The sequence below is a fragment of the Pantoea sp. X-Soil-ISGK-421 genome (assembly GCF_059730785.1).
The window spans coordinates 1,854,356-1,879,109 of the sequence record NZ_AP035979.1 but is presented as its reverse complement, the minus strand read 5'-3'; the positions used below and the strand labels follow the sequence as shown (position 1 = coordinate 1,879,109).

The following is a 24,754-nucleotide window of genomic DNA, read 5'->3' as shown; positions in this document are numbered from 1 at the left end:
ATGTTGGCTCCCCTCATCGATGACAAACAGAAAATCACGCTGATTGAAGATAGCGGTGTGCAGTTTCTTGATTTTGGTTTGCGTTTACCTGCGTTGCAGGCACGCCGCCAGTTCGTCCGCCAAACGGCTAATGGCCCGCTGCTGCGCCTCAACGTTGACGGTAACAGCGGCAAATTCCTGCTCTTCCCGGAAGATGGCGGCGCGGCGGAAGTGGTGCGGCCGGAAACGGATATCGCGCTGGCCGATTCACTGAAACTGCTGGCGCAGCAGTGGCTACCGCTGCCGGTGCTACGCTGCACCAGCGGACGTCGTTTTATTGGCGGGCCGGATAACTGGGCGCGTTTGCATCTGGCGCCGCTGACGCAACCCGACGCGGCGGGCAACACCCATCGCATCACGCTCGCTTTTGATACGCGCATTGTGTCAGAACAGGATGGCGGCGAGCAGCACGGCTTAAGCAAAGCCGATGCGCAGAATGGCGTCAGTTTCGCCCTCGCCTGGCACAACTACGAGCTGGGCGAATTCCTTGATCACACGTGGGTTGATGGCTGGCTGCGTGAAACCTTTAGCCAGCAGGTGCATGCGCTGGAATCGCGTCGCGAACAGGAGCTGAATCAGGCGCTACGTGAATTTGAATATCAGGCGCACTACCTTAATCTGCTGGAACTGCTGGGCGAACAGCTCGATCTGGCGGAAATCACCCTTCAGGCGGCATCACACCAAACCCCGGCGGTTAATGTCGATATCATTCTCGACGTCGGCAACTCGCATACCTGCGGCATTCTGGTGGAAGACCACGCCGAAGAGAGCAGCGGCCTGCGTCAAACCTATGAGCTGCAGCTGCGCGATCTCTCCGAGCCGCATCAGGTTTATAACGAGCTGTTCGATAGCCGCGTGGAGTTTGCGGAAACGCGCTTTGGCAAAGCCAATTTTTCGCTCGAGAGCGGCCGTGAAAACGCGTTTATGTGGCCGTCATTGACGCGTGTAGGACGTGAAGCCAGCCGTCTGGCGCTGCTGCGTGCCGGTACCGAAGGCAGCACCGGTTTATCCAGCCCACGCCGCTATTTGTGGGATGAAGCGCGCTATCAGCCAGGCTGGCGCTTCAACGCCAACGGCAGCAGCGATGAGCCGCAGGCCACCGCATTGCCGTTTACCTTGCTGGTCAATGACGAAGGTCAGCCGCTGCACGCGCTGGCGGAAGACGATCGCTTACCCGTGTTCTCAGCCAGCTACAGCCGCAGTTCGCTGATGACCTTTATGCTGTGTGAGCTGCTGGCGCAGGCGATGATGCAGATGAACAGCGTAGCGCAGCGCCAGCGCATGCCGCAAAGCCAGGCGCCACGCCAGCTACGTCATGTGATTTTGACGCTGCCCTCCGCCATGCCAAAGCCGGAGCGTGAGATTTTCCGTCGCCGCATGCAGGAAGCCATCGCGCTGGTGTGGAAAGCTGAAGGCTGGCATCCGGCCGAAGAGCCCTTTACCGCCGCCAGCCAGGCGCACAGCCTGCGTCCGGTGCCGGACGTGCAGATGGAGTGGGACGAAGCCACCTGCGGCCAGATGGTGTGGCTGTTCAACGAAACCCAGGTCAACTTTGCCGGTCGCGCAGAAGATTTCTTTAGCAGCATGGCGCGTCCGGATCGTCCGCGTGAAGTTGATGAGCTGCCAGGTAAAAGCCTGCGCATCGCTTCAATTGATATCGGCGGCGGCACCACCGACTTAGCCATTACCCAATATCGCCTCGATGACGGCCAGGGCAATAACGTCAAAATTACCCCGCGCTTACTGTTCCGCGAAGGCTTTAAAGTGGCGGGTGACGATATTCTGCTGGATGTGATTCAGCTGTGGATTCTGCCAGCGCTGCAGCAAAGTTTGCAGAAAGCCGGTTTGCAGCTGGCTGAGCCGCTGATGAACAAACTGTTCGGTCACGACAGCCGCATGGATGGACAGGCCACACTGCGTCAACAAGTGACGCTGCAGCTGTTTATTCCGCTGGCGCAGGCGGTGCTGGAACAGTATGAAAACTGGGATCCGCTCGACAGCCACAGCGAAATCAACGCGCTGTTCGGCGAGCTGGTGCCACAAAAGCCGGCCATCAACGTGATGGCATTTGTAAACGGTGAGATCCAGCGCACGCTCGGCAGCGACAGCCGTTTCGATCTGCTCGACGTGCCGTTGGTGGTCAGCATGGCGCAACTGCACGGTGAGTTTCTGCAACACCGCATGGCGATTATTCCGGCGCTGCGCGCGATGTGCGAAGTGGTGTCGCTGTATCAGTGCGATGTGCTGCTGCTCACCGGTCGCCCATCACGCTTCCCCGGCATTCAGGCGCTGGTGCGCCATCTGCAACCACTGCCGGGCAGCCGTATTTTGTCGCTGGAAGGCTATCACACCAGCGACTGGTATCCGTTCAACAAACAGGGGCGCATCGATAACCCGAAATCCACTGCCGCAGTGGGCGCGATGTTGTGCTTGCTGGCGCTCGATTTGCGCCTGAGCAGCTTCTGGTTCCGCGCCGGTGATTTCGAACCTTACTCCACCATTCGCTATCTTGGCGTGCTGGATGAGACCAGCGCGCTGAGCGACGACAATCTGTGCTACAGCGAGATCGATCTCGACAGCAGCAGCTTTGCGCTGGATCGCAAAAGCAGCTTCCGCATTCGCGGCAATGTCTGCCTCGGCTTCCGCCAGCTGGAAAACGATCGCTGGCCGGCCTCGCCGCTGTATAGCCTGAGCATTGTTGATCCGACGCTGGCGCGTCAGGTTGCCGGTGAAAGCGTGCTGCGCATCAAGCTGGCAGTGCAGCCGGGACCGGATAATCTTGGCCCGGAACGCTTAGTGCTGAGCGATGCACGCATGGATGACGGCACGCGTGTGCCGCTGGAACAACTGAGTCTGAAACTGAACACGCTGTCTGCCACCGGCAACGCGAATGCGCAATATTGGATCGACAGCGGGAGCGTCTGCAAACGATGAGAACTGCCAAAAAAGCCTCGCCGGTAACGCCTGCGAAACGTCTAAGCCTGATGCAGGAGACCCTGGACGGCGCGCTGAACTGGGTGGAAACCCATCAGGCGCACGCCCCGCGTCTGGCGATGGAAGCCGAAACCCTGACGCTGCAGCTGCGCCGCGCGCGCGTCGAAAGCCATGCGCTGGCGCGTCAACTGGCGCGCCCGGTGACGCTGGCGCTGTTTGGTCAGTCGCAGGCGGGCAAAGCCTGGCTGCTGAGTGAAATGGTCGGCGATGCGCAGGGCCAACTGATTGCGCGCCTCGGCGATAAGACGCTGAATTATTTCCAGAATATCAATCCCGGCAATGTGGATTTCGCTATCGCTACCCGCTTCAGCCATCTGCGCGAAGCGCAGTCAAATGCCTGGCCGCTGGAGATGACGCTGCTGAGCGAAGTGGAACTGATTCGCCTGATGCTGGCCTGTGCCAACACGGACCTTCAGCCTGACACGGCACAGATCGATGCCGCACTGCAGCGGTTGCAGCGCCATCGTCAGGATGAACTGCAGCCGGGACTGGACAGCGATGCGCTGATCACACTGTGGGCGTGGAGTCGTCGTCACCATCGTCATGCCGACATGCTCGATCGTCACTTTTGGCCGCAGGCGGTTGCGCTGGCGCCGTGGCTCAGCGTCGATGACCGCGTCCAGCTATTTGCCCTACTGTGGCCGGGTCAACACGCGCTGAACGAAAGCCTGCGCGACCTGATGCACTTACGCCACCAGCTGCGCCACGCACCGCGCGTATTAGCGCCGCTTAGCCTGCTGGCGGATGACGCCGCGCTGCCAGCGGAAAAACTGATTGGCAACGATGCTGATTGGCTGGAAATGATTGAAGTGTGTCCAATCGTCGCCAATCGTGTAGGAAAAGCGCAGCATGTTCCGCTCGGTTTACTGGCGCTGCTCACCCTGGAGATCACCCTGCCGCTGAGCTCCACGCCGCGTCAGGCGCTGTACGATGATGCAGATATGCTGGAGCTACCCGCGCCGGGCACACCCGCCGATCGCGCCCAGCAAGATGAACTGGCGCAGTTGCGCAAACGCGATCCGCTGCGCGCCACCCTGTTGGAACAGAAACGCGCGCTGATGCCAGGACTGTACGCCGCGCGTCAGGGCATCGATTTGATGCTGATTTGTACCGCGGCCAGTCAGCGTCAGGACACCGATGTCGCCGCCAGCGCGCTGCGTGAATGGCACATGCATCAACCGATCGCCGCCAGCGGTGAGAAGCCGCGTCTGATTTGGGCAATTACGCCGCATGATGCGCGCTATCAGCAACAGCAGATTAACGTCGATGAAGCGGTGCAACGGCAGATTGGTCAGCCGGGTCAAAGCTGGGGGTCGATGTTGGCGCTCGATCGCGCCGGTGTCGATCGCATGGGCAGCTGGTTGCAGGATGAGATGCAGCCGGAAGCACGCCGCGATCGTCTGGCGCAGCAACTTAGCGCCTTGCAGCAGAAGCTGGTGGAGCGTTTGCAGCCGTGGACCGAGTCCACAGCCACGCCCGAACAGGCAGCACGCAAACAGGCCATCTCCGATACGCTGCTGAAATGTTTGCAACATCGCACCGGATTGCACGGTGAACTGCTGGAGCGCCTCCAGCCTTCACGCGAAGCGGTACGCCAGCTGTGGCTGAGTCAAAGCAGCAGCACCCATATTCAGCACAGCGCCAAAACCGCGGCGGCTGAGCAGAGTTATTTTGGCATTGGCTTCGAGTTCGATCTGTTTAAAGATGAGCCGGTGGCCGCCGCTGAGCCGCGCAGTTCAGGTGGTCAGCGCGATCAGCAATTCCCGCAGCAGGTCTTTGCGCTGTGGCTCGAGCATTTACGTCAGTTGCCGGAAAGCCGCAGCCTGCTGGCGTTGCTCAACGTCGATAAACCGACGCTGGAGATGCTGGTAGAGGAGTTAATTACCGCCAGCTTCCGTCTCAAGGTGCTCAACAAACTGCAGAGCGCGCTCAACGAGCCGGATGCGCAGGCTAGCGCGCATGAAGCGCGAACCGATCGTCAGGTTTCACGCGCCATGACGGTGCTGGGTGATTTTGTCGCGTGGCTGGGCTTTTTACAGCGTCCGGAAAGTGAACGTCCGGAGAGTCGCGTCAATCGCGGTCAGACGATTTTTGCGCGTCCGCCAGCGCCAAGCGTCAGTTTCTCGCCGGGACAGCGTTTAACCCGTCTGTCGGTCGCACCCGCCAATCACACTGCTTACTACATTTATGACTGGCTGGTGGGGTTGAATTCGGTGATCGTTGAGAATAATGGCTATACCGGCGGCGGCGATCTGCCTGCCAATGCGCGGCAGATGCTGGCGATTTTACTGCTGCCGCTGCACGCCTGATTTACGCCTCTCGTACCAGGCGCAGCTCGCCTTGCAACTGCTGCTGCGCCTCTTCAAGCAGCGCCAGCAATGGCGCAAACTCGCCACGTTTACTGGCGTCATCGGCATGCACCAGATAGAACGTCGCAGGCAGCGCCATACCGCCGGTTAGCCAATCCCACATGGCATCCAGATTATTGCCAAAATCCATCGGGCAAGCGCTTTGCTGCGCCAGCGCGTGATAAAACGCCTGGCGGTCCGGCAAGTGTTGGAAGTCAAAATGGAGCGTCAACATGGTTAAGGCACCTGTTTGAAGCTGCGATAGTGATCGGTGGTGAGGAAAATCAGGCCATCGGAAGAGTAAAGCAGACGATCGGCATCGCGGTGACCGCAATCGTAATTGACGTCGGCTTCATACCACTGTCTACCCGGCTGCATCGGCAACCGTCTTTCACGATTACTAAAGCGATCGCCACCAATGGCGCGACCGGGCAAGACTTCGCACAAGTTGCCTTTGCCTGGATTCCAGCCCTGATGACGCGCTTCACCTTTGGTGAGATAGAGAGGAGGTAATTGATGATGTTGTTGCAGCCAACGCGCCACGGTATTGGCATCGGTGAGTTGCGAAATATCGGGGTGGCTTTTTGCCCATTTGTTGGACAAGTGCGGTTTTAACCCGAGCCACAGCGCGGCAAGGATCAGAATTAAGGCAATCCAAAGTTTCTTCGACATAGTGACATCCTGAATAACAGGACGACGATAGTAGCAGATTTAGGGCAGTGAATTTACAGCGGAAAGTAACGCGGGCCAGCCAAGCTGGCCCTGGCGGGGTGTTACTGCATTGCGCTGGCGGTTGGCGCGGCGTGACGACGCCATGCTCCCGGCGCTACGCCATATTGGCGTTTGAAGCTGCGGTTAAACGACTGCTGTGAATCGAAACCAAGTGAAATCGCGACGTTGAGAATCGGCTCGTTGCTGGTGGTCAAACGGTCGGCCGATTTTTTCAATTTCTTGTTACGAATGTATTCACCCAGTGGATAGCCGGTGTGCTCTTTGAACATCCGCTGTAGGTGCCACTTCGAGTAGCCAGCGCGCCCTGCTACGGTGTCCAGATCCAGACGTGCTTCAATGTTGTTATCAATCCAGTCGATTAGATCGTGAATAAATGCGTCGCTCATCATGCCATTCTCTCCCGTCGCCTCGGCGAACAGTATCAGTATCAGTTGCAATTACACTTTAAGGGTGACCGATGTTGCCATTTAATGCAAGTTTTATTAGTACATTAAATGCCGCACAGCATGTAGGGGCTTTGCTCGCTGTGCAACGCAATGATCAAAACCGCACATAAAGTGTATCAGATATTCTTGCAGTTGCAGTTTGCACAAGCCTACACTCATCGCGTTTTAATGCAATCTTCAAAGTTGCAGATTTTTCGTACGTCTCCTTTCTTTATTCACCAAAGCGGAATAACAACAATGCATCTGCAAATAAATGGGGTTCGTCGGGCGGTAAGCCTGTCAGGAGTGATGTTGCTGGGAAGCCTGCTGGCCGGTTGCGATCGCGGTGTAGCGCAAAATGCCCCACCACCGCCGCCCGAAGTGAGTGTCGCGCAGGTGGTAGAACAGAAAGTTAGCCAATGGGATAGCTTTAATGGCCGCTTCGAAGCGGTGCAGAGCGTGCAGCTGCGTCCGCGCGTTTCAGGCTATATCGATCAGGTCAATTATCGCGAAGGCGAAGAAGTGAAAAAAGGTCAGGTGCTGTTCACCATTGACGATCGCACTTATCGCGCCACGCTGGAACAGGCGCAGGCCGAGCTGGCCAATGCGCGTAGTCAGGCCACGCTGGCACGCAGTGAATCGGCGCGTACCGATAAGCTGATCGGCACCAATGTCGTTTCACGCGAAGAGTGGGAACAGCGTCGTTCTGCGGCCAATCAGGCGCAGGCCAGCGTATTATCCGCGCAAGCTGCGGTGGATATGGCGCAGCTCAACCTCGATTTCACCCGCGTTACCGCGCCGATTGAAGGTCGCGCTAGCCGTGCGATGATCACCACCGGTAATTTGGTTACCGCTGGCGACAGTGCCAGCGTGCTGACCACCTTAGTCTCGCAGGATCGCATGTACGTCTACTTCGACGTGGATGAAGCAACCTATCTGCATTATCAGGCGATGGCGCGTAAAGGCGAAAATCGCGGATCGCTGCCGGTAGAAGTGGCGCTGACCGGCGAAGAGGGTTTTCCGCACCGTGGCACCGTGGATTTCCTTGATAACCAACTGACCGCCAGCACCGGCACCATTCGCATGCGCGCCTCGCTGGATAATCAGCAGCGTCAGTTCACGCCGGGCCTGTTTGCACGCGTGCGCTTGCCGGGCAGCGCTGATTTCACTGCGCTGTTGATTGACGATAAAGCCGTGCTAACCGATCAGGATCGTAAATACGTTTACGTGGTCGATGCGCAAGGCAAAGCCCAGCGCCGCGACATTCAGGCCGGTGAGTTAGCCGATGGTCTGCGCATTGTGCAGCAGGGCCTGAAACCCGGCGACAAGGTCATCGTTAACGGCTTGCAGAAAGTCTTTATGCCTGGCATGCCGGTGACCGCTCAACCGGTGGCGATGCGCTCCGCTCAATAACCTTCGAGACTGCCTTTTATGGATTTCTCCCGCTTTTTTATCGACCGCCCGATCTTCGCTGCGGTGCTGTCGATTCTGATCTTTACCACCGGACTGATCGCCATTCCGCTGCTGCCGATCAGTGAATATCCTAACGTGGTGCCACCCAGCGTGCAGGTGCGCGCGGAATACCCTGGCGCCAACCCCAAAGTGATTGCCGATTCCGTGGCCACGCCGCTGGAAGAAGCCATCAACGGGGTGGAAAACATGATGTACATGAAGTCCGTGGCCGGTTCCGATGGCGTGCTGGTCACCACCGTGACCTTCCGTCCGGGTACCGATCCGGATCAGGCGCAGGTTCAGGTGCAGAACCGCGTGGCGCAGGCCGAAGCGCGTCTGCCAGAAGAAGTACGGCAACTGGGCCTCACCACGCAGAAAATGTCGCCGACGCTGACGCTGGTGGTGCACATGTTCTCGCCGCACGGTAAGTACGATTCACTCTATTTGCGTAACTACGCCACGCTGAAGGTGAAAGATGAACTGGCACGCCTGCCGGGCGTGGGTCAGATTCAGATCTTCGGTGCCGGTGAATACGCGATGCGCGTCTGGCTCGATCCCAATAAGGTGGCGGCGCGTGGCTTGACCGCTTCCGATGTGGTCAGCGCGATGCAGGAGCAGAACGTACAGGTTTCTGCCGGCCAGCTTGGCGCTGAGCCGCTGAAGAAACAGAGTGATTTTCTGCTGTCGATTAACACCCAAGGCCGTCTTGAAAGTGAAGAGCAGTTTGGCAATATCATCCTGAAAACCGCCGACGACGGCACGCTGGTGCGCCTGCGTGACGTGGCGCGTATTGAGATGGGTTCCGGCAGCTACGCATTGCGTTCGCAGTTGAACAACAAAGATGCGGTCGGCATTGGTATCTTCCAGGCACCGGGTGCCAACGCCATCGACCTGTCGAATGCGGTGCGCGACAAAATGGCCGAACTGGCGACCCGCTTCCCGGACGATGTACAGTGGGCTGCGCCTTACGACCCCACCGTGTTCGTGCGTGATTCGATTCGCGCCGTAGTGCAAACGCTGTTCGAAGCGATTGTGCTGGTGGTGTTGGTGGTGATTCTGTTCCTGCAAACCTGGCGCGCCTCGATCATCCCACTGCTGGCGGTGCCGGTTTCGGTGGTCGGTACTTTCAGTATCCTCTATCTGCTGGGCTTCTCGCTCAATACCTTAAGCTTGTTCGGGCTGGTGTTGGCGATCGGCATCGTGGTGGATGACGCCATCGTGGTGGTGGAGAACGTCGAACGTAATATCGAGCAAGGCTTGTCGCCGACGGCGGCGGCGCATCAGGCGATGCGCGAGGTGTCAGGACCGATTATCGCCATTGCGCTGGTGCTGTGTGCGGTGTTCGTGCCGATGGCGTTCTTGTCCGGTGTGACCGGTCAGTTCTATAAGCAGTTTGCAGTGACGATTGCTATTTCCACGGTAATTTCCGCCATCAACTCGCTGACGCTGTCACCGGCGCTGGCGGCGCTGCTGCTGAAGCCGCATGATGCCGCGAAGGATATGCCGACGCGCATTATCGATCGCCTGCTCGGCTGGCTGTTCCGACCGTTTAACCGCTTCTTCCAGCGCAGTTCGGATGGGTATGAATCGCTGGTCGGCAAAACCTTGCGGCGCCGTGGCGCGGTGTTTGGCGTATACGTGCTGCTGCTGGCGGGTGCGGGCTTTATGTTCCACACCGTGCCGGGCGGCTTTATTCCGACCCAGGATAAGTTGTATCTGATTGGCGGCGTGAAGATGCCGGAAGGATCGTCGCTGGCGCGTACCGATGAAGTGATTCGCAAGATGAGTGAAATCGGCATGAACACCGAAGGCGTGGCCTATTCGGTTGCTTTCCCCGGCCTGAATGCGTTGCAGTTCACCAACACGCCGAATACCGGCACGGTGTTCTTCGGCCTGAAACCGTTCAACGAGCGCACGCGCAGCGCGGCGGAAATCAATGCCGAGATCAACGCAAAAATCTCGAAAATCCAGCAAGGCTTTGGCTTCTCGATTATGCCACCGCCGATTTTGGGTCTGGGACAAGGCTCCGGTTATTCGCTGTATGTGCAGGATCGTGCGGGCCTGGGTTACGGTGCGCTGCAAACGGCCATTAATACACTGACGGGAGCGGTATTGCAGACGCCGGGCATGATGTTCCCGATTTCATCCTATCAGGCCAACGTGCCACAACTGGATGTGCAGGTGGATCGTGATAAAGCCAAAGCGCAAGGCGTATCTTTGACCGAGCTGTTCAGTACGTTGCAAACCTATCTGGGATCGTCTTACGTTAACGATTTCAATAAGTTTGGTCGTACCTGGCGCGTGATGGCGCAGGCGGACGGCGATTTCCGCGATAGCGTGCAGGATATAGGCAATCTGCGCACCCGCAACGATCGCGGCGAAATGGTGCCGATTGGTAGCATGGTGAATATCACCACCACCTACGGCCCGGATCCGGTGATTCGCTACAATGGCTATCCTGCGGCGGATCTGATTGGCGATGCCGATCCGCGCGTGCTCTCTTCGGCGCAGGCGATGCAGAAGCTGGAAGAGATGTCCACGCAGGTGCTGCCGAACGGCATGAACATTGAATGGACCGACCTGAGCTATCAGCAATCAACGCAGGGCAATACCGCGCTAATCGTTTTCCCGGTCGCGGTTTTACTGGCGTTCCTGGTGCTGGCGGCGCTGTATGAAAGCTGGACCTTGCCGCTGGCGGTGATTCTGATTGTGCCGGTAACCATGCTCTCTGCGCTGGTTGGCGTGTGGCTCACCGGCGGCGATAACAACGTGTTTGTGCAGGTTGGGCTGGTGGTGTTGATGGGGCTGGCGTGTAAGAACGCGATTCTTATTGTCGAGTTTGCGCGCGAGCTGGAGATGCAGGGCAAGAGCATTGTTGATGCGGCGCTGGAAGCCTGTCGTCTGCGTCTGCGTCCGATCGTCATGACCTCGATTGCCTTTATCGCCGGTACTATTCCGCTGATTCTGGGTGAAGGTGCCGGCGCCGAAGTGCGCGGCGTAACCGGGATTACCGTGTTCTCAGGCATGCTGGGCGTGACGCTGTTTGGCCTGTTCCTGACGCCGGTATTCTATGTGACGCTGCGTAAGCTAGTGACGCGCAAACAGCCTCAAACGGAAGTCCAGACCGCGTAAAAGTAAAGTGTGAAGTGAACAATCCGGGCCGATGTGCCCGGATTTTTTTATGGCTGGAGTTCGGGGCAATAAAAAAGGTCGCCATGAGTGGCGACCTTACGGGATTGGTGCGGTTTTAGCGGCCTTTTTTGCACAGATCGGCGAGTTCAAGATCGGGCAGTTCTTCGCAGTTGCTGGTGTCATTATGCTTCAGTTCGGCCAGCGCATCCGCTACGGTGCGGGTTTCCAGGACTTTCAGCGAGGCCTCTTCCGCCTCTTCAGCTATCGATTTGAAGTACCAACACAGGTTGGCACTGACCAAACAACGCGGTGCCACGTCTGGACGCGACGCCCAGAGTTTTTTGTCTTCGATCACCGACGTATAAATGTCACGCAGTGTGATCTCCGCAGCCGGGCGGCCCAGGTGAATCGAGCCGGTGCGGCCAAGTGTCGAGACGATAATGCCGTCACGCGTGAGCGGAACCATAAGTTTCCGAATGAAACTGGGGTTCGCTTCAAGACCATACGCCAATATGGCGCTGGTCGAGCGTTTGCCCAGTTGCTCCGCCATCGCTACGCTCAAAACCATCTGCAAAGCTGTCGGGAAGCGGTAATCAAGCATTTCAATATCCTGAGTTGCGGTTATCTGGTTGTTTTTATGCCGCGACAGTGAGTGATCAATGAGCAATAAATATAACAAACACTGTTGCTTTTTAGAAGCCAACGCCGGTGATCCTGGCACGTATTCACCATTTTACTGGGCGGAAACGCACAGGCTGCTTAATTTATCACTCCCCTTGCCGATGGTGGGCTGGCATGCGGCAATTTCTGTTTCAACACCATCACCAACAGCACGTTGACCAACGCCAGCAGGCACAATATCCACAACGTCGCATTGCCACCAAGGTGCTGAAACACATAGCCGCAAAACAGCGGCGTCAGCGCTTGTCCAATCAATGCGGGACGCGCCATGCGGCCCACCACAATTGCATAAGCCTCTGGTTTGACCATCACCAGCGGTAAAGTTCCCCGCACAATGGCACGCAAACCATTTCCGGCGCCGTACAGCACCATGCTGAGCACGGCAAACTGCGGATAACAGGTCAGCAGCAGTAAACCGAGCGCCACCAATCCTACCGAGAAAAAAGTGGTCCAGATGGGATGTCCGCGCTTAAAGGCGATATCAACGATGCGCGAAGCCACCTGACACGGACCGAGAATTGCGCTGATGGCGAGAGCCGAGGCCAGCGTATGTCCGCTGGCTTGTAGCAAGGTGATCAGCTGCACGGAGATTGCCGTCATGATTACCGACGCGAGGGTAAAAATGCTGCACAGCAGCCAGAACAGCGTGGGTGCGAGTTCGTTGTCATCAGCGGAAGACGTGGATTTAGCGCTGGCAACTTTCCCCTCGGGCGCAGGCAACGCATATAAATAGGCGGGTAACACCGACACGCACAGCAGTCCAGCGATAGCAAAACAGGCACCGCGCCAATCCAGCCAGTGAATCAGCAGCGCGGTGCCTGGCCACACTAACGTGGTGCAGAAACCAGAGATCAGCGTGATGCCGGTAATCGCGCCGCGCGCCTGGCCGCCATACAGCGTGCCGAGCGTTGCAAACAGCGCGTCGTATAATCCCATCGCCATACCTATGCCGATAATCAGCCAGGCACATAAAAACAGCGGTAGATTATGGCTCAGCCCCATAATCACCAAACCCAGCGCCATCACCGCCCCGCTCGCCGCCAACAATGCGCGACCATAAGAACGAAAAATCAGCCGACCAGTTAACGGCGCCAGCAAGCCGGAAACTAACATGCCGAGCGACAGCGCACCGTACACCCATTGTTGTGACCAACCGGTTTCCGCCACGATGGGATTGGCCATAACCGCCATTAAATAAAAGGATCCGCCCCATGACAGGATTTGCACGAATCCGAGCGTAATGATGGCGGGTGCGGGGGGTTTTGGCTGTGGCTTCACAACGTTTTCCGTTAGCAGGCAAAGCATTGTTATAACACGTTCATCCCACTGGAAAAATCCTGAGCATTCCTGGCTGACGAAATCCGCGCATTGCACTGGCAGATTCGCACCTAAGCGAGTAAGCTTAAAAGTATGTTGTAACTATTGAGGTGTGTTATGGCTCGCTACGATTTGGTTGCCGATTTACATGAGTGCGTGAACGCGCTGGAAGCGGGTTTAAGTCAGTTGCGTCAGCAGATTGAACAGCAGCCGCTGCTGATTGCGCGCGTGTTTAGCCTGCCGGAAATCGAAAAGGGCCGCGAGCATGATGAAATTGAACGCATCGCGGTGACGCAGCACCTCGGCAAAACCGCGCGTGAGATGGCGCTGTCGCACTATTGCCGCCTGTTTATGCAGCATCAATCCGAAAAGCTCAGCACCAAAGCCGCCGTGCGATTGCCGGGGGCAATCTGTATCGAAGCTGAAGGTGATATACATGAACAGATCACCCTGCAGGTGGTGGAGATTAACGCCCTGAAGCAGCGGCTGGAACAGTTAATCACGGTAGATTCGGGCTTGCCGAGCGAGGCGCGCTTTGAATTCGTCCACCAGCATCTGCGCGGATTAATTACCCTCAACGCCTATCGCAGCGTCACGCTCCTCAACTCGCCCGACAGTTTGCGCTTTGGCTGGGCGAATAAAAACATCATCAAAAATGTCACGCGCGATGCGGTGGTGGAACAGCTGGAGCGCAGCCTGAAAGCCAATCGTGCTCAGGCGCCGTGGACGCGTGAACAGTGGGCGGAGAAAGTGCAGCAAGAGCTGGAAGCGATTCTCGCCTTACCCGCCGGGGCGAAGCTGAAAATAAAACGTCCGGTAAAAGTGCAGCCTATTGCCCGCGTGTGGCGCGCCAGCGAGAAGAAACAGGTGCAGCTTGCCTGCCCTTCCCCGTTGCTGGTGCTGTGCCGCGATAAGACGCAGGTTCCAATCCTCGGTGAGCTATTGAATTACGATGCGGAGAACGTTGCGTATCGCCATAAACCGCTGGCCGAGCCGCTGCATCTGATCATTCCGCGCCTGCATTTATGGAGCGATCGGCTGGCATAAATTTATTTTTAAATCGCTGCATCCAATTAGCATCCTGCCCTCGTATATCAATGTGTGAGCAACTTCTTCGCTCCCTACTACGAGGATTTAAGATGAAAAAGCTAATCAGCATTGCAGTCGTATCCGGCACCTTACTGTTCACCACAGGCGCTTTCGCCGCCATGGACAATGGCTCGGTGATGGTGGGCGGCGCAGCGATGTCTCCGCAAAAAAATATCGTCGAAAATGCGCTAAATTCTAAAGATCACACCACCTTGGTGGCTGCAGTGAAAGCCGCCGGTCTGGTGGAAACCCTCGAAGGTAAAGGTCCGTTTACCGTGTTTGCGCCGACCAATGCCGCCTTTGCTAAATTGCCGGCGGGCACCGTGGATAATCTGGTAAAACCAGAGAACAAAGCCACGCTGACCAGCATCCTCACTTACCATGTGGTGGCCGGTAAATACGACATGAAAGCGTTGGAGAAAAAGATTAAACAAGGTGGCGGACATGCCGAGCTAAAAACTGTCAACGGCCAGCCGCTGTGGATCATGAGCAACGGGCCACATAACATTCAGTTGAAAGATGGTCAGGGCAATGTGGCCAACATCAGCACTTATGACGTCAACCAGAAAAACGGTGTGATTGATGTGATTGATACCGTCTTGATGCCTAAGTAATTGCCTATACTCGGATGGGGCATTTTAGCCAACCGGGAAGATGATGGATAATAGGCTTGCAGAACGGTTAGACAACTTATTGCCGGCGATCGCCCGAGGTGACCGCCGCGCATTTGAACAACTGTATCGACTCACTTCGCCGCACCTTTTCGCTCTCGCCCTGCGAATGTTACGTCAGCAAGGTTGGGCGGAAGAAGTGCTGCACGATTGTTATCTCACCATCTGGCACCGTGCCGCCTCTTACGATGCCGCCCTCAGCGCGCCGATGACGTGGATGACGCACATTGTGCGCAATCGCTGCATCGACGGGTTGCGCAGCGGACAAGCGCGCCTAACGATGGATGCCGTAGAGTTTAACGATCTACTGCAAACAACCACCGAAGACGAACAGAATAACTGGCACGATCCGGCGCAAGCCGATCGTCTGCGACACTGCATTGGCCATCTGAGCAGCGAACAGCAGCAAAGCATCACGCTCGCCTATTATCAGGGGATGTCCCACAGTGATATTGCCGCCTGGCTGCAACAGCCGGTTGGCTCGGTAAAAAGCTGGATACGCCGCGCGCTGGAGCATCTGCGGGAGTGTGTGGGCCTATGAACGATAAATTACAACGCGATGATGCCTTATCGGCGGAGTACGCGCTGGGCACGTTGAGTGGCCTTGCGCGCTTACGCTTTGAACGCAGGCTGCGCAACGAGCCAGCGCTGGCGACTAATGTCGCCCGTTGGCAAGCCGTGCTGGCGGGCCTTGATAATCAGCTTGCGCCCGTCATGCCGCCTGAAAAGGTGTGGAAAAAAATTACGCTGAGCCTGCCTGAGAAAAGTGGGCAGCCACCTGCACGCCGCTACGTGGGTTGGATGCTGGCAGCCAGTATTGCGGCCATCGCGCTGGTGGCCTCGCTCTTCCTGCAGCAACCCACATTAACGCCGTTAACGGTATTGAGTGATGCACAGCATCGTGAACAGTGGGTGGTCAGCGCAGATAGCAAGCTGGCACAGCTGAGCCTGACACCGTTACATCCGGTGACGCTGACGACGAGTCGCAGCCTTGAACTGTGGTTGATTCCGGTGGGCAAAGCGCCGATTTCACTCGGTTTAGTCGATAACCAAAACACCACGGCTATCACGCTGAAAGATCGTGAGTTAGCGCGTTCCGGCATGATTGCAATCAGCCTGGAACCGCAAGGCGGATCGCCCACCGGCCAGCCAACCGGGCCGGTGTTGTACAGCGGGCAGCTGTAAATAACCGCACATTCCGTAGCGGCGCGATTTATCGCGCAATGAATTGCGCCGCTACGATGGGTGCTATGTCTCCCAACTTTTAACAGCAGTTTACTGCTTCATGCTGCCCACCATCTCTTCCGGACGCACCCACTCATCGAACTGCTCTTCAGTCAGATAGCCCAGCTTCAGCGCCGAGCCTTTCAGCGTCAGGCCTTCTTTATGGGCTTTCTTGGCGATTTCCGCCGCTTTGTCATAACCGATATGGGTATTCAGCGCCGTCACCAGCATCAGTGATTCGTTCAGCAACTGATCGATGCGCTCGCGCACCGGTTCAATACCCGTCGCGCAGTGGTGATTGAAGCTGTCCATACCGTCGGCCAACAAACGCACCGATTGCAGGAAGTTGTGAATCACCATCGGACGGAACACGTTGAGCTCAAAGTTGCCGGAGGCGCCGCCAATATTCACCGCCACATCGTTGCCCATCACCTGACAACACAGCATGGTTAGCGCTTCGCACTGGGTTGGGTTCACTTTGCCTGGCATGATGGAGCTGCCTGGCTCATTTTCCGGGATCGCCAGTTCGCCGATGCCGCAGCGCGGACCAGACGCCAGCCAGCGTACGTCATTAGCAATTTTCATCAGCGAAGCCGCCAAACCTTTCAGCGCACCGTGCGCATGAACCAGCGCATCGCAGGTCGCCAGCGCTTCAAACTTATTCGGCGCGGTGACAAACGGCTGTTTCGTTAGATCGGCCAGCGCTTTCGCTACGCGTACCGCATATTCCGGATGGGTGTTCAAGCCGGTGCCGACCGCAGTACCGCCCAGCGCCAGCTCGGCCACGTGCGGAATACTGTTTTCAATGTGCTTGAGATTGTGCTCCAGCATCGCCACCCAGCCGGAGATCTCCTGGCCGAGCGTCAGCGGTGTCGCATCCTGCAAGTGGGTGCGGCCTATCTTGACGATGTCTTTGAATGCGTCGGATTTCTCACTCAGCGTCTTTTTCAGCACCTGAATCTGCGGAATCAGCTGCTCCCGCACTGCGATGACCGCGGCCACGTGCATGGCGGTGGGGAACACATCGTTGGAGCTTTGGCTTTTATTCACGTCGTCATTCGGATGCACCAGACGCGCCATGCCACGCTCACCGCCAAGAATCTCACTGGCGCGGTTAGCCAGCACTTCATTCATGTTCATGTTGGTCTGCGTGCCGGAACCGGTCTGCCAGATCGCCAGCGGAAACTCATCGCTGTGTTTATCTGCCAGCACTTCGTCGGCGGCGTTGAGAATCGCTTGTGCACGATCGGCGGGTAATAAGCCGAGATCCTGATTGACCTGCGCGGCGGCGCGTTTGGTCAGCGCCAGCGCATGCACCAATGCCACCGGCATCTTCTCGGTTGAGATTTTGAAATGTTCCAGCGATCGCTGGGTTTGTGCGCCCCACAACTTATCCGCCGGTACTTCTATCGGTCCCATTGAGTCTTTTTCAATGCGATTGGCTGCCATGACTCCGTCTCCTTAGCTCAGATTTTGAGGTTTCCGCTCTAAACGCCTTCCCGCGACGCCATTGAGCGAGCAAGATTGTCACATACAAGAATTTAACATTATGGGAGGCTATCGCCTTTATTGCACATGTTCGTGTATTTTCTATGGCACTTTCTGCTTTAATAAGCCTATTTACTTACGGTTATTAAGGGTAAACGATGCAAAAATTGAACAATTCGCTGCAAAATTACGCCTGGGGCAGCAAAACTGCGCTGACCGAACTCTACGGCATCGAAAATCCACAAGGCTTGCCGATGGCGGAATTGTGGATGGGCGCGCACCCGAAAAGCCCCTCAACCGTTGAGATTGACGGTGAAGCGCGTTCGCTGCGTGAGGTGATTGAGGCCAATAAAACCGCCACGCTGGGCAAGGAGGTCGCTGAGCGTTTCGGTGAGCTGCCATTTCTGTTTAAAGTGTTGTGCGCCGATCAGCCGCTGTCGATTCAGGTGCATCCCAGCAAAGCCGCTGCCGAAGAAGGTTTTGCCCGTGAAAATGCCGCCGGCATTCCACTCAGCGCCGCCGAGCGTAACTATAAAGATGCCAACCATAAGCCCGAGTTGGTGTATGCGTTAACGCCCTTCCAGGCGATGAACGGTTTCCGCGAGCTGCATGAGATTGTGTCATTGCTGGAACCGGTGGCCGGTGCGCATCCGCACATCGCCCATTTTCTTGAGAATGCCAACGAAGCCAACCTGGCAACACTGTTTGCCACGCTGCTTTCGCTGCAAGACGAGGCCAAATCGCGCGCCATCGGCGTATTGAAATCAGCACTCAATGCGCATGAAGGCGAACCGTGGCAGACGATTAAATCCATCGCCGCCGATTATCCGGAGGATAGCGGCCTGTTTTCCCCGCTGCTGCTTAATGTGATTACGCTGCAGCCGGGCGAAGCGATGTTCCTGTTTGCCGAAACGCCGCACGCTTATCTGAAAGGTGTGGCGCTGGAAGTGATGGCGAACTCCGATAACGTGTTGCGCGCCGGTCTGACGCCGAAGTTTATCGATATCCCGGAACTGCTGGCTAACCTGAAATTCCAGGCGAAACCGGCCGCCACGTTGCTGACTCAGCCACAGCGCGACGGCGAAACGCTGAACTTCCCGATTCCGGTAGAAGACTTTGCCTTTGCCATTCATGGGCTTTCCGCTGCGCCGCAAGCGCTGGCACAAAACAGCGCTGCCCTGCTGTTCTGCATTGAAGGTCAGGCGATTATCGAGAAGTCCGGTCAACAACTGGTGCTGAAACCAGGGGAATCATGCTTTGTGGCCGCAGAAGAGTCGCCGGTGAACGCGGCGGGTACCGGACGTCTGGCGCGGGTGTTTAATACGCTGAACTGAGATCCGGCTGACGCTGCCAGCATTAACTGCTATTCTTTCAAACTATTAATTTAAAACGCCTGCGGGCGTTTTTCTTCACCCGTCGCGCACCGACCAGCGGCGTGCGGACGCAAGGATAAGGACGACACAGCGATGAAAAAGACCAAGGTTGCCGTAGGTGTAATTGTGGCGCTCGGCGTGATTTGGACTGGTGCTTCATGGTTTACCGGTAAACAACTGGAAAGCCATATGGATGAGATGCTGCAGAATGCCAACACGCAGCTGAATGCCTACGCGCCGAACAGCCGTTTGACCCTGAGCTATCAGGACTATCAGCGCGGCGTGTTCAGCAGTAAAACCAAACTGGTGGTACAGGCTAGCTCGCAAACCAATGACAATCCGCTGTTGAAGCCTGGTCAGAGCATTGTGTTGAACGAAACCATCGATCACGGTCCTTTCCCGTTTGCGCAGCTAAAGCGTGGCAGCCTGATCCCAAGCATGGCGTCGGTGCATACCGAGCTGGAAAACACCGATGCGGTGAAGAAACTGTTTGAACTGACCAACGGCAAATCGTTGGTTAACGCTGATACCCGCGTCGGCTACAGCGGCGCTACCGATACTGACCTCAACCTGCTGGCGGTGGATTACAACAACGCACAAACCGGCGATCGTCTGGCGACCAACGGCGGCACGCTGAACATCAGCGCGGATAGCAAAGGTGACAAAGTCAGCCTCGACGGCGATTTCTCCAGCATCGCGGTGACCCGCAAAAACCAGGTTGAGATGCCGGTGCTGTTCACGCTGAATGGTCTGAAACTGAGTGGCGATACCCATCTCAGCCCGGAAGGCGTGCGTGTGGGTGATCAAGCGATCTCTCTGGATAAACTGGATGCCAGCATCAACGGTCAGGAAGGTTTGTCGCTTGAGAAGCTGAAAACCACCTCTTCCTTCGATAATAAAGAGGGCAAGATTGGCGGCCAACTGGATGTGAACGTTGACAAGATTACTCTGCAGAAGCAGCCATTTGGTGAAGCTAAACTGGCGATGAAATTTGCTCAGTTTGATGCGCAGGCGGTGAAAGCCTTCTCGGACACCTATAACGCGCAAATGCAGGATCTGCTGAACCAGCCGGGCGTGGCGGAAGATCCGATTCGCTATCAGGCTAGCGTACAAACCATTCTGCGTAATAACCTGCCAACGCTGTTGAAAGGCTCACCAACACTGAGCATCGCACCGCTGAGCTGGAAAAATGATAAAGGCGAAAGCACCTTTAACCTCAACGTTGGCTTTAACGATCCGGCTACCGTAACCGGCGAAGCGCAGAGTTTGGGTGCCGCGGTTGATCGCGTGTTGAAAACCCTCGACGGCAAATTAACCATCAATATGCCGATGGCTACCGAAACCATGCGTCATGTTGGATTGGCGGAAGGTTATCAGGGCGATGATGCGCAGAAGCTGGCTGATCAGCAGGTGAAAGGTTTAGCGGCGATGGGCCAGATGTTCCGCCTTACGCAGCAGCAGGATGACAACATTGTCACCAGTCTGCAATACGGCAACGGCCAGGTCACGATGAATGGCGACAAGATGACGCTGGAGCAGTTCCTGTCACGTTATATGTTGGGCGCACCGACCAGCGAAGGTATGCCAGAGTAATCATCAAGACGGGGTAACGCCCAGATTACCAAGCGCACAAAACGTCGCGGCGCAATTAATCGCGCCGCGACGGAATGTGCGATGAGTTGATGCAGCGCTTAGCAGGTATAGCCCCTTAGACATCCCCACGTATCAGCTGCGGCGGTACGATCAAGCTTTGAATCTCCGCTTCCGGCTGCGACAGCCGCTGCATCATCCGCTCCGCCGCCCTTCTTCCCACATCACGCGCTTCACTACTGACAAAGGTCATGGTGGGATCGTGCAGTTCACGCTGCGGATCATCATTGAATCCCACCAACGCCAGCTGCTGCGTGTAATAACTATCTACCGCGCCCTCGCCGAACGTCCGCCCACAGCGTAGCGCGCCAAAATAGCAACCCAGCGCGGTACTGCCGTTATACGCCAGAATCGCCGTAATACCGGGATGCTGACGCAACAGCGCCAGCGTCAACGCGGATACACTTTGCTGCCGGTCGTCGCACTCAATAATCCAATCAGAGCGAAACGGTAAACCGTATTGCAGCAAGGTGGCGCAATAACCGCCAATCCGCTCGGCGCGCGTCAAAGACGATCCCAATCCGCCCATCCAGGCGATGCGCTGATGTCCCTGACGAATCAGGTATTCGGTCGCCATGCGCGCCGCCTGACTGTTATCGGGACGTAATGAATCAACATTGTCCAGGCTGCTGGCGCGCGAGGCGCAGACCAGAGCAATGTTTTGCTCTTGCGCCAACGGCACTAACGTTTCCGCCTGCACCACCGCGCCGCCGAGCACAATGCCCTCGGCGCCCTGCGCCACCAGCGTGTCAAAGCAGCGTTTAAGATGCTGGCCGTGCTGACCGCTTTGTGTCAGCACCAGCACTTTGCCCTGCTGTTCCAGCACTTCGCTGAGTCCAGCGGTCATCGCGGCATAAAATGGCTGGCTGAGATCGCGTACGATCAGCCCGATCACGCCGCTTTCGCCGCCGCGCAAAATCGAAGCCGAGCGATTACGTACGTAGCCAAGCTGCTCAATCGCCTGATTGACGCGCGTGGCCGTGGCGGGCGAGATACGCCCTTTGCCGGAGAGCACCAACGACACGGTAGAGACCGACACCCCGGCGACCAACGCCACATCATGAATAGTGGTTTTCTGCTGGGACATAGTGTTCCGTTACCGACGTCCAAATCCAAAGAGGTAAAACGTTACACTGATTCCACCAAAAATAAAGTCTGCAATTAGTCACTCTTTGTGATTATAGCCACAAAAATAAGTGGTAAAACGTTTTATCATCCTTGACCTCATTGAAGCCTTTCACTTTATTGCCAGGAGAGTCTATGTCCGCCAGTCGCCCCAAAATGTCACTTTGGGAGTTTTTCCAAAGTCTGGGTAAAACCTTTATGTTGCCCGTTGCCCTGCTGTCGTTTTGCGGCATTTTGCTGGGGATCGGCAGTTCACTCAGCAGTCATGACGTCCTGACGCTGATTCCCTTGCTGGATCAGCCGTTGCTGCAATATCTGTTTATCTGGCTGGCGAAGATCGGTTCATTTGCCTTCAGCTATTTGCCGGTGATGTTTGCGATTGCCATTCCTCTAGGGATGGCGCGTGAGAACAAAGGCGTGGCGGCGTTTGCCGGCTTCGTTGGCTATGCGGTACTGAACCTGAGCATCAACTTCTGGCTCAACATCAACGGCATTCTGCCCACCACCGATGCGGCGGTGCTGAAAGCCAATAACGTACAAAATATTCTCGGCATTCAGTCAATCGACACCGGTATTCTCGGTGCGGTAATTGTCGGTATCGTGGTGTTCTGGCTGCATGAGCGCTTCCACAACATTCGTCTGCCGGATGCGTTGGCATTCTTTGGCGGCACACGCTTTGTCCCGATCGTCACGGCGATGGCAATGGGCGTGCTGGGTCTGGTGGTTCCACTGATTTGGCCCTTCTTCGCTCGCGCCATTACCGGCCTCGGCTGGGTAATTAACAGCGCAGGGGAATTTGGCCCGATGATCTTCGGTACCGGCGAACGCCTGCTGCTGCCGTTTGGCTTGCAGCATATTCTGGTGGCGATCATACGCTTTACCGATGCGGGCGGTACGCTGGACGTGTGCGGCAAAAGTGTCAGCGGCGCATTAACCATCTTCCAGGCGCAGCTGGCTTGTGCCGATACACACGGCTTTGCCGAGAGCGCCACGCGCTTCCTGTCACAAGGTAAAATGCCGGCCTTCCTCGGTGGTTTACCGGGTGCGGCATTAGCGATGTATCACTGCGCCCGTCCGGAAAACCGTCACAAAATTAAAGGCCTGCTGATTTCCGGCGTGGTGGCTTGCGTGGTGGGCGGAACCACTGAACCGCTGGAATTCCTGTTCTTGTTCGTCGCACCGGTGCTGTATCTGATCCACGCGCTGTTGACCGGTTTAGGCTTCACCGTGATGGCGATGCTGGGCGTCACCATCGGTAACACTGACGGCAACGTCATCGACTTCTTCGTCTTCGGCGTGTTGCACGGCCTCTCCACCAAATGGTATTGGGTACCCGTGATTGCTGCGGTGTGGTTCGTGGGTTATTACGCCATCTTCCGTTTTGCTATCAGTCACTTCAATATCAAAACGCCAGGCCGCGAAGTGGAAAGCAACAGCGTGGCGCAGCAGGTTAATCGCGCGGCTGTCGGTAAATCCGGCTTTAACACCCCGGCGATTCTGTCAGCGCTGGGCGGTGTGGAGAACATCGCGTCCCTGGATAACTGCCTGACCCGTCTGCGCATTACCGTAGTCGATATGAGCAAGGTGGATGATGCGACACTGAAAGCCAATGGCGCAATTGGCGTGGTGCATGTCAATGCCACCAATCTGCAGGTGGTGATGGGTCCGCAGGTGCAGTCCGTCAAAGATGAAATGGCGCACCTGATGAGCGCGACGGTGTAATGATGCAGGATTTCGATTTCAACAGCGTGGTGGATCGTCACGGCAGCTGGTGTACGCAGTGGGATTTCGTTGCCGACCGTTTTGGCGTGGCGGACTTGCTGCCGTTCACGATTTCCGATATGGACTTCGCCACCGCGCCTTGCATCATTGCAGCCCTGCAACAGCGGCTTACGCACGGTGTATTTGGATACAGCCGCTGGCAGCATGATGAGTTTATCTCCGCACTTCAGCACTGGATGCACAGCCGTTTTGCTACTGAAGTCCCGGCTGAATCACTCGTTTATGGCCCGTCAGTGATCTACATGGTGGCGCAATTGTTGCGCCACTGGACGCAGCCGGACGATGAAGTGCTGATTCACACGCCCGCTTACGATGCCTTTTACCACACCATCACTGGCAATCAGCGCCGTGTGCTGGCGCTGCCGTTACAGCGTCACGGCAACGAATGGGTGTGCGAGATGGCACAGCTTGAACGCCTGCTGGCGCGGCCGCGCTGCAAAGTCATGCTGTTGTGCAGTCCGCACAATCCCAGCGGAAAAGTGTGGCATGAAGACGAATTGCGTCAGATGGCGGCGCTGTGTGCCAGGCATGGGGTGAAGGTTATCAGCGATGAAATTCACATGGATATGGTGCTGAGCGATGTGCAGCATACGCCGTGGAGCCAGGTTGCGGAATCCGCCTGGGCGTTGTTTACCTCGGCATCCAAGAGCTTCAATATTCCGGCGCTGACCGGCGCGTGGGGCATGATTCCCGATGAGCGCGATCGTCAGGCTTGGTTCCATGCGTTGAAGCAACAGGATGGCTTATCCTCACCGGCGGTAATGGCGCTTGCTGCCACCATCGCGGCTTATCGCGATGGTGCGCCGTGGCTGGATGCGCTGCGCGCTTATTTGCGTGGCAACCTGCAGCATATCGCGCAGCGACTGAATGCGGCGTTTCCGCAACTCAATTGGCAGCCGCCAGCCGCGACATACCTGGCGTGGATCGATCTTAATCCGCTTGGCCTTGACGAACAGGCGCTGCAACAGCGTCTGATTCATCAACACAAAGTGGCGATCATGCCCGGTTCCACCTACGGTGCCGCGAGTCGCGGTTATTTGCGTCTCAACGCCGGTTGCCCGCGTAGCAAACTGGATGATGGACTGGATCGCCTGATCGCCGCGTTAAAATCGTTCTGAAATGCGACGGATGCTGATTAATTCAGCATCCGTTTTACTGTTTGCGCAAATCGCTGGCGCTGTTGCGCAAGATGTTTTTATAATCCTCTGCACTTTATGAAACTTAAGCGAGTG

Annotated in this window: 19 protein-coding genes; 12 read left to right on the top strand and 7 right to left on the bottom strand. The window is 56.6% G+C overall.

The genetic code is table 11. The annotated features are described in order from the left end of the window. Together AC6I8K_RS08765 and AC6I8K_RS08760 are read left to right on the top strand one after the other, a co-directional pair. Positions 1-2,973, top strand: coding sequence for a virulence factor SrfB (locus tag AC6I8K_RS08765; RefSeq protein ID WP_064741106.1), 2,973 nt, complete (start codon positions 1-3; stop codon positions 2,971-2,973). Next, positions 2,970-5,342, top strand: coding sequence for a virulence factor SrfC family protein (locus tag AC6I8K_RS08760; RefSeq protein WP_497826531.1), 2,373 nt, complete (start codon positions 2,970-2,972; stop codon positions 5,340-5,342). The genes AC6I8K_RS08765 and AC6I8K_RS08760 overlap by 4 nt, the downstream gene beginning before the upstream one ends. A gap of 1 nt (position 5,343) precedes the next feature. On the opposite strand, the gene AC6I8K_RS08755 is transcribed toward AC6I8K_RS08760, so the two are convergent. The 3 genes from AC6I8K_RS08755 to AC6I8K_RS08745 form a co-directional block, all read right to left on the bottom strand. Next, positions 5,344-5,616 carry a barstar family protein gene (locus tag AC6I8K_RS08755; protein WP_497826530.1) on the bottom strand — a complete coding sequence of 91 codons (273 nt, stop codon included), beginning with the start codon at positions 5,614-5,616 and terminating at the stop codon, positions 5,344-5,346. 2 nt (positions 5,617-5,618) lie between these two features. After that, entirely contained in the window at positions 5,619-6,053 is a 435-nt protein-coding gene (locus tag AC6I8K_RS08750) for a ribonuclease domain-containing protein (protein WP_483817298.1), read from the bottom strand. A 101-nt stretch (positions 6,054-6,154) separates the two neighbouring features. Next, the gene (locus AC6I8K_RS08745) at positions 6,155-6,502 is read right to left on the bottom strand and encodes a helix-turn-helix domain-containing protein (RefSeq protein ID WP_007891342.1); all 348 of its coding nucleotides are present in this window, start codon (positions 6,500-6,502) and stop codon (positions 6,155-6,157) included. A gap of 294 nt (positions 6,503-6,796) precedes the next feature. On the opposite strand from AC6I8K_RS08745, the gene AC6I8K_RS08740 reads away from it, so the two are divergent. Continuing rightward, positions 6,797-7,951 (top strand): efflux RND transporter periplasmic adaptor subunit, encoded by a 1,155-nt coding sequence (locus tag AC6I8K_RS08740; protein ID WP_064741102.1) that lies wholly within the window; start codon positions 6,797-6,799, stop codon positions 7,949-7,951. A gap of 18 nt (positions 7,952-7,969) precedes the next feature. Further along, positions 7,970-11,122, top strand: a complete 3,153-nt coding sequence (gene oqxB, locus AC6I8K_RS08735; RefSeq protein ID WP_483817297.1) for a multidrug efflux RND transporter permease subunit OqxB — start codon at positions 7,970-7,972, stop codon at positions 11,120-11,122. 115 nt (positions 11,123-11,237) lie between these two features. Here oqxB and AC6I8K_RS08730 read toward each other — a convergent pair whose 3' ends face one another. Next, positions 11,238-11,723, bottom strand: coding sequence for an RrF2 family transcriptional regulator (locus AC6I8K_RS08730; RefSeq protein ID WP_008110154.1), 486 nt, complete (start codon positions 11,721-11,723; stop codon positions 11,238-11,240). Between the two features lie 158 nt (positions 11,724-11,881). Then, positions 11,882-13,108: an MFS transporter gene (locus AC6I8K_RS08725; RefSeq protein WP_483817296.1), complete on the bottom strand. Its 1,227-nt coding sequence runs from the start codon at positions 13,106-13,108 to the stop codon at positions 11,882-11,884. 129 nt (positions 13,109-13,237) lie between these two features. On the opposite strand from AC6I8K_RS08725, the gene tus reads away from it, so the two are divergent. From tus to AC6I8K_RS08705, 4 genes are all read left to right on the top strand, one after another. Next, positions 13,238-14,167: a DNA replication terminus site-binding protein gene (gene tus / locus AC6I8K_RS08720; protein ID WP_483817295.1), complete on the top strand. Its 930-nt coding sequence runs from the start codon at positions 13,238-13,240 to the stop codon at positions 14,165-14,167. Between the two features lie 92 nt (positions 14,168-14,259). Beyond that, the gene (locus AC6I8K_RS08715) at positions 14,260-14,823 is read left to right on the top strand and encodes a fasciclin domain-containing protein (protein WP_483817294.1); all 564 of its coding nucleotides are present in this window, start codon (positions 14,260-14,262) and stop codon (positions 14,821-14,823) included. 43 nt (positions 14,824-14,866) lie between these two features. After that, positions 14,867-15,421, top strand: a complete 555-nt coding sequence (locus tag AC6I8K_RS08710) for a sigma-70 family RNA polymerase sigma factor (RefSeq protein ID WP_497827233.1) — start codon at positions 14,867-14,869, stop codon at positions 15,419-15,421. After that, on the top strand, positions 15,418-16,065 hold the full coding sequence (locus tag AC6I8K_RS08705) for an anti-sigma factor (protein WP_497826529.1): 648 nt from the start codon (positions 15,418-15,420) through the stop codon (positions 16,063-16,065). The genes AC6I8K_RS08710 and AC6I8K_RS08705 overlap by 4 nt, the downstream gene beginning before the upstream one ends. Before the next feature lie 90 nt (positions 16,066-16,155). Here AC6I8K_RS08705 and fumC read toward each other — a convergent pair whose 3' ends face one another. Further along, on the bottom strand, positions 16,156-17,553 hold the full coding sequence (fumC, locus tag AC6I8K_RS08700) for a class II fumarate hydratase (protein WP_064741095.1): 1,398 nt from the start codon (positions 17,551-17,553) through the stop codon (positions 16,156-16,158). Positions 17,554-17,750: 197 nt separating this feature from the next. On the opposite strand from fumC, the gene manA reads away from it, so the two are divergent. Together manA and AC6I8K_RS08690 are read left to right on the top strand one after the other, a co-directional pair. Continuing rightward, positions 17,751-18,926 carry a mannose-6-phosphate isomerase gene (gene manA, locus AC6I8K_RS08695; RefSeq protein ID WP_497826528.1) on the top strand — a complete coding sequence of 392 codons (1,176 nt, stop codon included), beginning with the start codon at positions 17,751-17,753 and terminating at the stop codon, positions 18,924-18,926. Positions 18,927-19,058: 132 nt separating this feature from the next. Next, on the top strand, positions 19,059-20,558 hold the full coding sequence (locus tag AC6I8K_RS08690; protein ID WP_064741093.1) for a YdgA family protein: 1,500 nt from the start codon (positions 19,059-19,061) through the stop codon (positions 20,556-20,558). 115 nt (positions 20,559-20,673) lie between these two features. On the opposite strand, the gene malI is transcribed toward AC6I8K_RS08690, so the two are convergent. Then, positions 20,674-21,702 carry a Mal regulon transcriptional regulator MalI gene (malI, locus tag AC6I8K_RS08685; RefSeq protein ID WP_497826527.1) on the bottom strand — a complete coding sequence of 343 codons (1,029 nt, stop codon included), beginning with the start codon at positions 21,700-21,702 and terminating at the stop codon, positions 20,674-20,676. 173 nt (positions 21,703-21,875) lie between these two features. Here malI and malX point away from each other — a divergent pair, with 173 nt between their 5' ends. Together malX and AC6I8K_RS08675 are read left to right on the top strand one after the other, a co-directional pair. Next, complete coding sequence (gene malX, locus AC6I8K_RS08680) at positions 21,876-23,462, top strand: maltose/glucose-specific PTS transporter subunit IIBC (RefSeq protein ID WP_064741091.1); 1,587 nt, start codon at positions 21,876-21,878, stop codon at positions 23,460-23,462. Continuing rightward, positions 23,462-24,640, top strand: coding sequence for a MalY/PatB family protein (locus AC6I8K_RS08675; RefSeq protein WP_483817290.1), 1,179 nt, complete (start codon positions 23,462-23,464; stop codon positions 24,638-24,640). The genes malX and AC6I8K_RS08675 overlap by 1 nt, the downstream gene beginning before the upstream one ends. The last annotated feature ends 114 nt before the right edge of the window (positions 24,641-24,754 follow it).

Bases quoted from the DNA above. Each gene is read 5' to 3' on its own strand.
- manA (WP_497826528.1), top strand. From the start codon at position 17,751: ATGCAAAAATTGAACAATTCGCTGCAAAATTACGCCTGGGGCAGCAAA.
- malI (WP_497826527.1), bottom strand. From the start codon at position 21,702: ATGTCCCAGCAGAAAACCACTATTCATGATGTGGCGTTGGTCGCCGGG.
- fumC (WP_064741095.1), bottom strand. From the start codon at position 17,553: ATGGCAGCCAATCGCATTGAAAAAGACTCAATGGGACCGATAGAAGTA.
- tus (WP_483817295.1), top strand. From the start codon at position 13,238: ATGGCTCGCTACGATTTGGTTGCCGATTTACATGAGTGCGTGAACGCG.
- AC6I8K_RS08760 (WP_497826531.1), top strand. From the start codon at position 2,970: ATGAGAACTGCCAAAAAAGCCTCGCCGGTAACGCCTGCGAAACGTCTA.
- AC6I8K_RS08705 (WP_497826529.1), top strand. From the start codon at position 15,418: ATGAACGATAAATTACAACGCGATGATGCCTTATCGGCGGAGTACGCG.
- AC6I8K_RS08765 (WP_064741106.1), top strand. From the start codon at position 1: ATGTTGGCTCCCCTCATCGATGACAAACAGAAAATCACGCTGATTGAA.
- oqxB (WP_483817297.1), top strand. From the start codon at position 7,970: ATGGATTTCTCCCGCTTTTTTATCGACCGCCCGATCTTCGCTGCGGTG.
- AC6I8K_RS08710 (WP_497827233.1), top strand. From the start codon at position 14,867: ATGGATAATAGGCTTGCAGAACGGTTAGACAACTTATTGCCGGCGATC.
- AC6I8K_RS08730 (WP_008110154.1), bottom strand. From the start codon at position 11,723: ATGCTTGATTACCGCTTCCCGACAGCTTTGCAGATGGTTTTGAGCGTA.
- AC6I8K_RS08740 (WP_064741102.1), top strand. From the start codon at position 6,797: ATGCATCTGCAAATAAATGGGGTTCGTCGGGCGGTAAGCCTGTCAGGA.
- malX (WP_064741091.1), top strand. From the start codon at position 21,876: ATGTCCGCCAGTCGCCCCAAAATGTCACTTTGGGAGTTTTTCCAAAGT.
- AC6I8K_RS08690 (WP_064741093.1), top strand. From the start codon at position 19,059: ATGAAAAAGACCAAGGTTGCCGTAGGTGTAATTGTGGCGCTCGGCGTG.
- AC6I8K_RS08755 (WP_497826530.1), bottom strand. From the start codon at position 5,616: ATGTTGACGCTCCATTTTGACTTCCAACACTTGCCGGACCGCCAGGCG.
- AC6I8K_RS08750 (WP_483817298.1), bottom strand. From the start codon at position 6,053: ATGTCGAAGAAACTTTGGATTGCCTTAATTCTGATCCTTGCCGCGCTG.
- AC6I8K_RS08745 (WP_007891342.1), bottom strand. From the start codon at position 6,502: ATGATGAGCGACGCATTTATTCACGATCTAATCGACTGGATTGATAAC.
- AC6I8K_RS08675 (WP_483817290.1), top strand. From the start codon at position 23,462: ATGATGCAGGATTTCGATTTCAACAGCGTGGTGGATCGTCACGGCAGC.
- AC6I8K_RS08715 (WP_483817294.1), top strand. From the start codon at position 14,260: ATGAAAAAGCTAATCAGCATTGCAGTCGTATCCGGCACCTTACTGTTC.
- AC6I8K_RS08725 (WP_483817296.1), bottom strand. From the start codon at position 13,108: ATGCTTTGCCTGCTAACGGAAAACGTTGTGAAGCCACAGCCAAAACCC.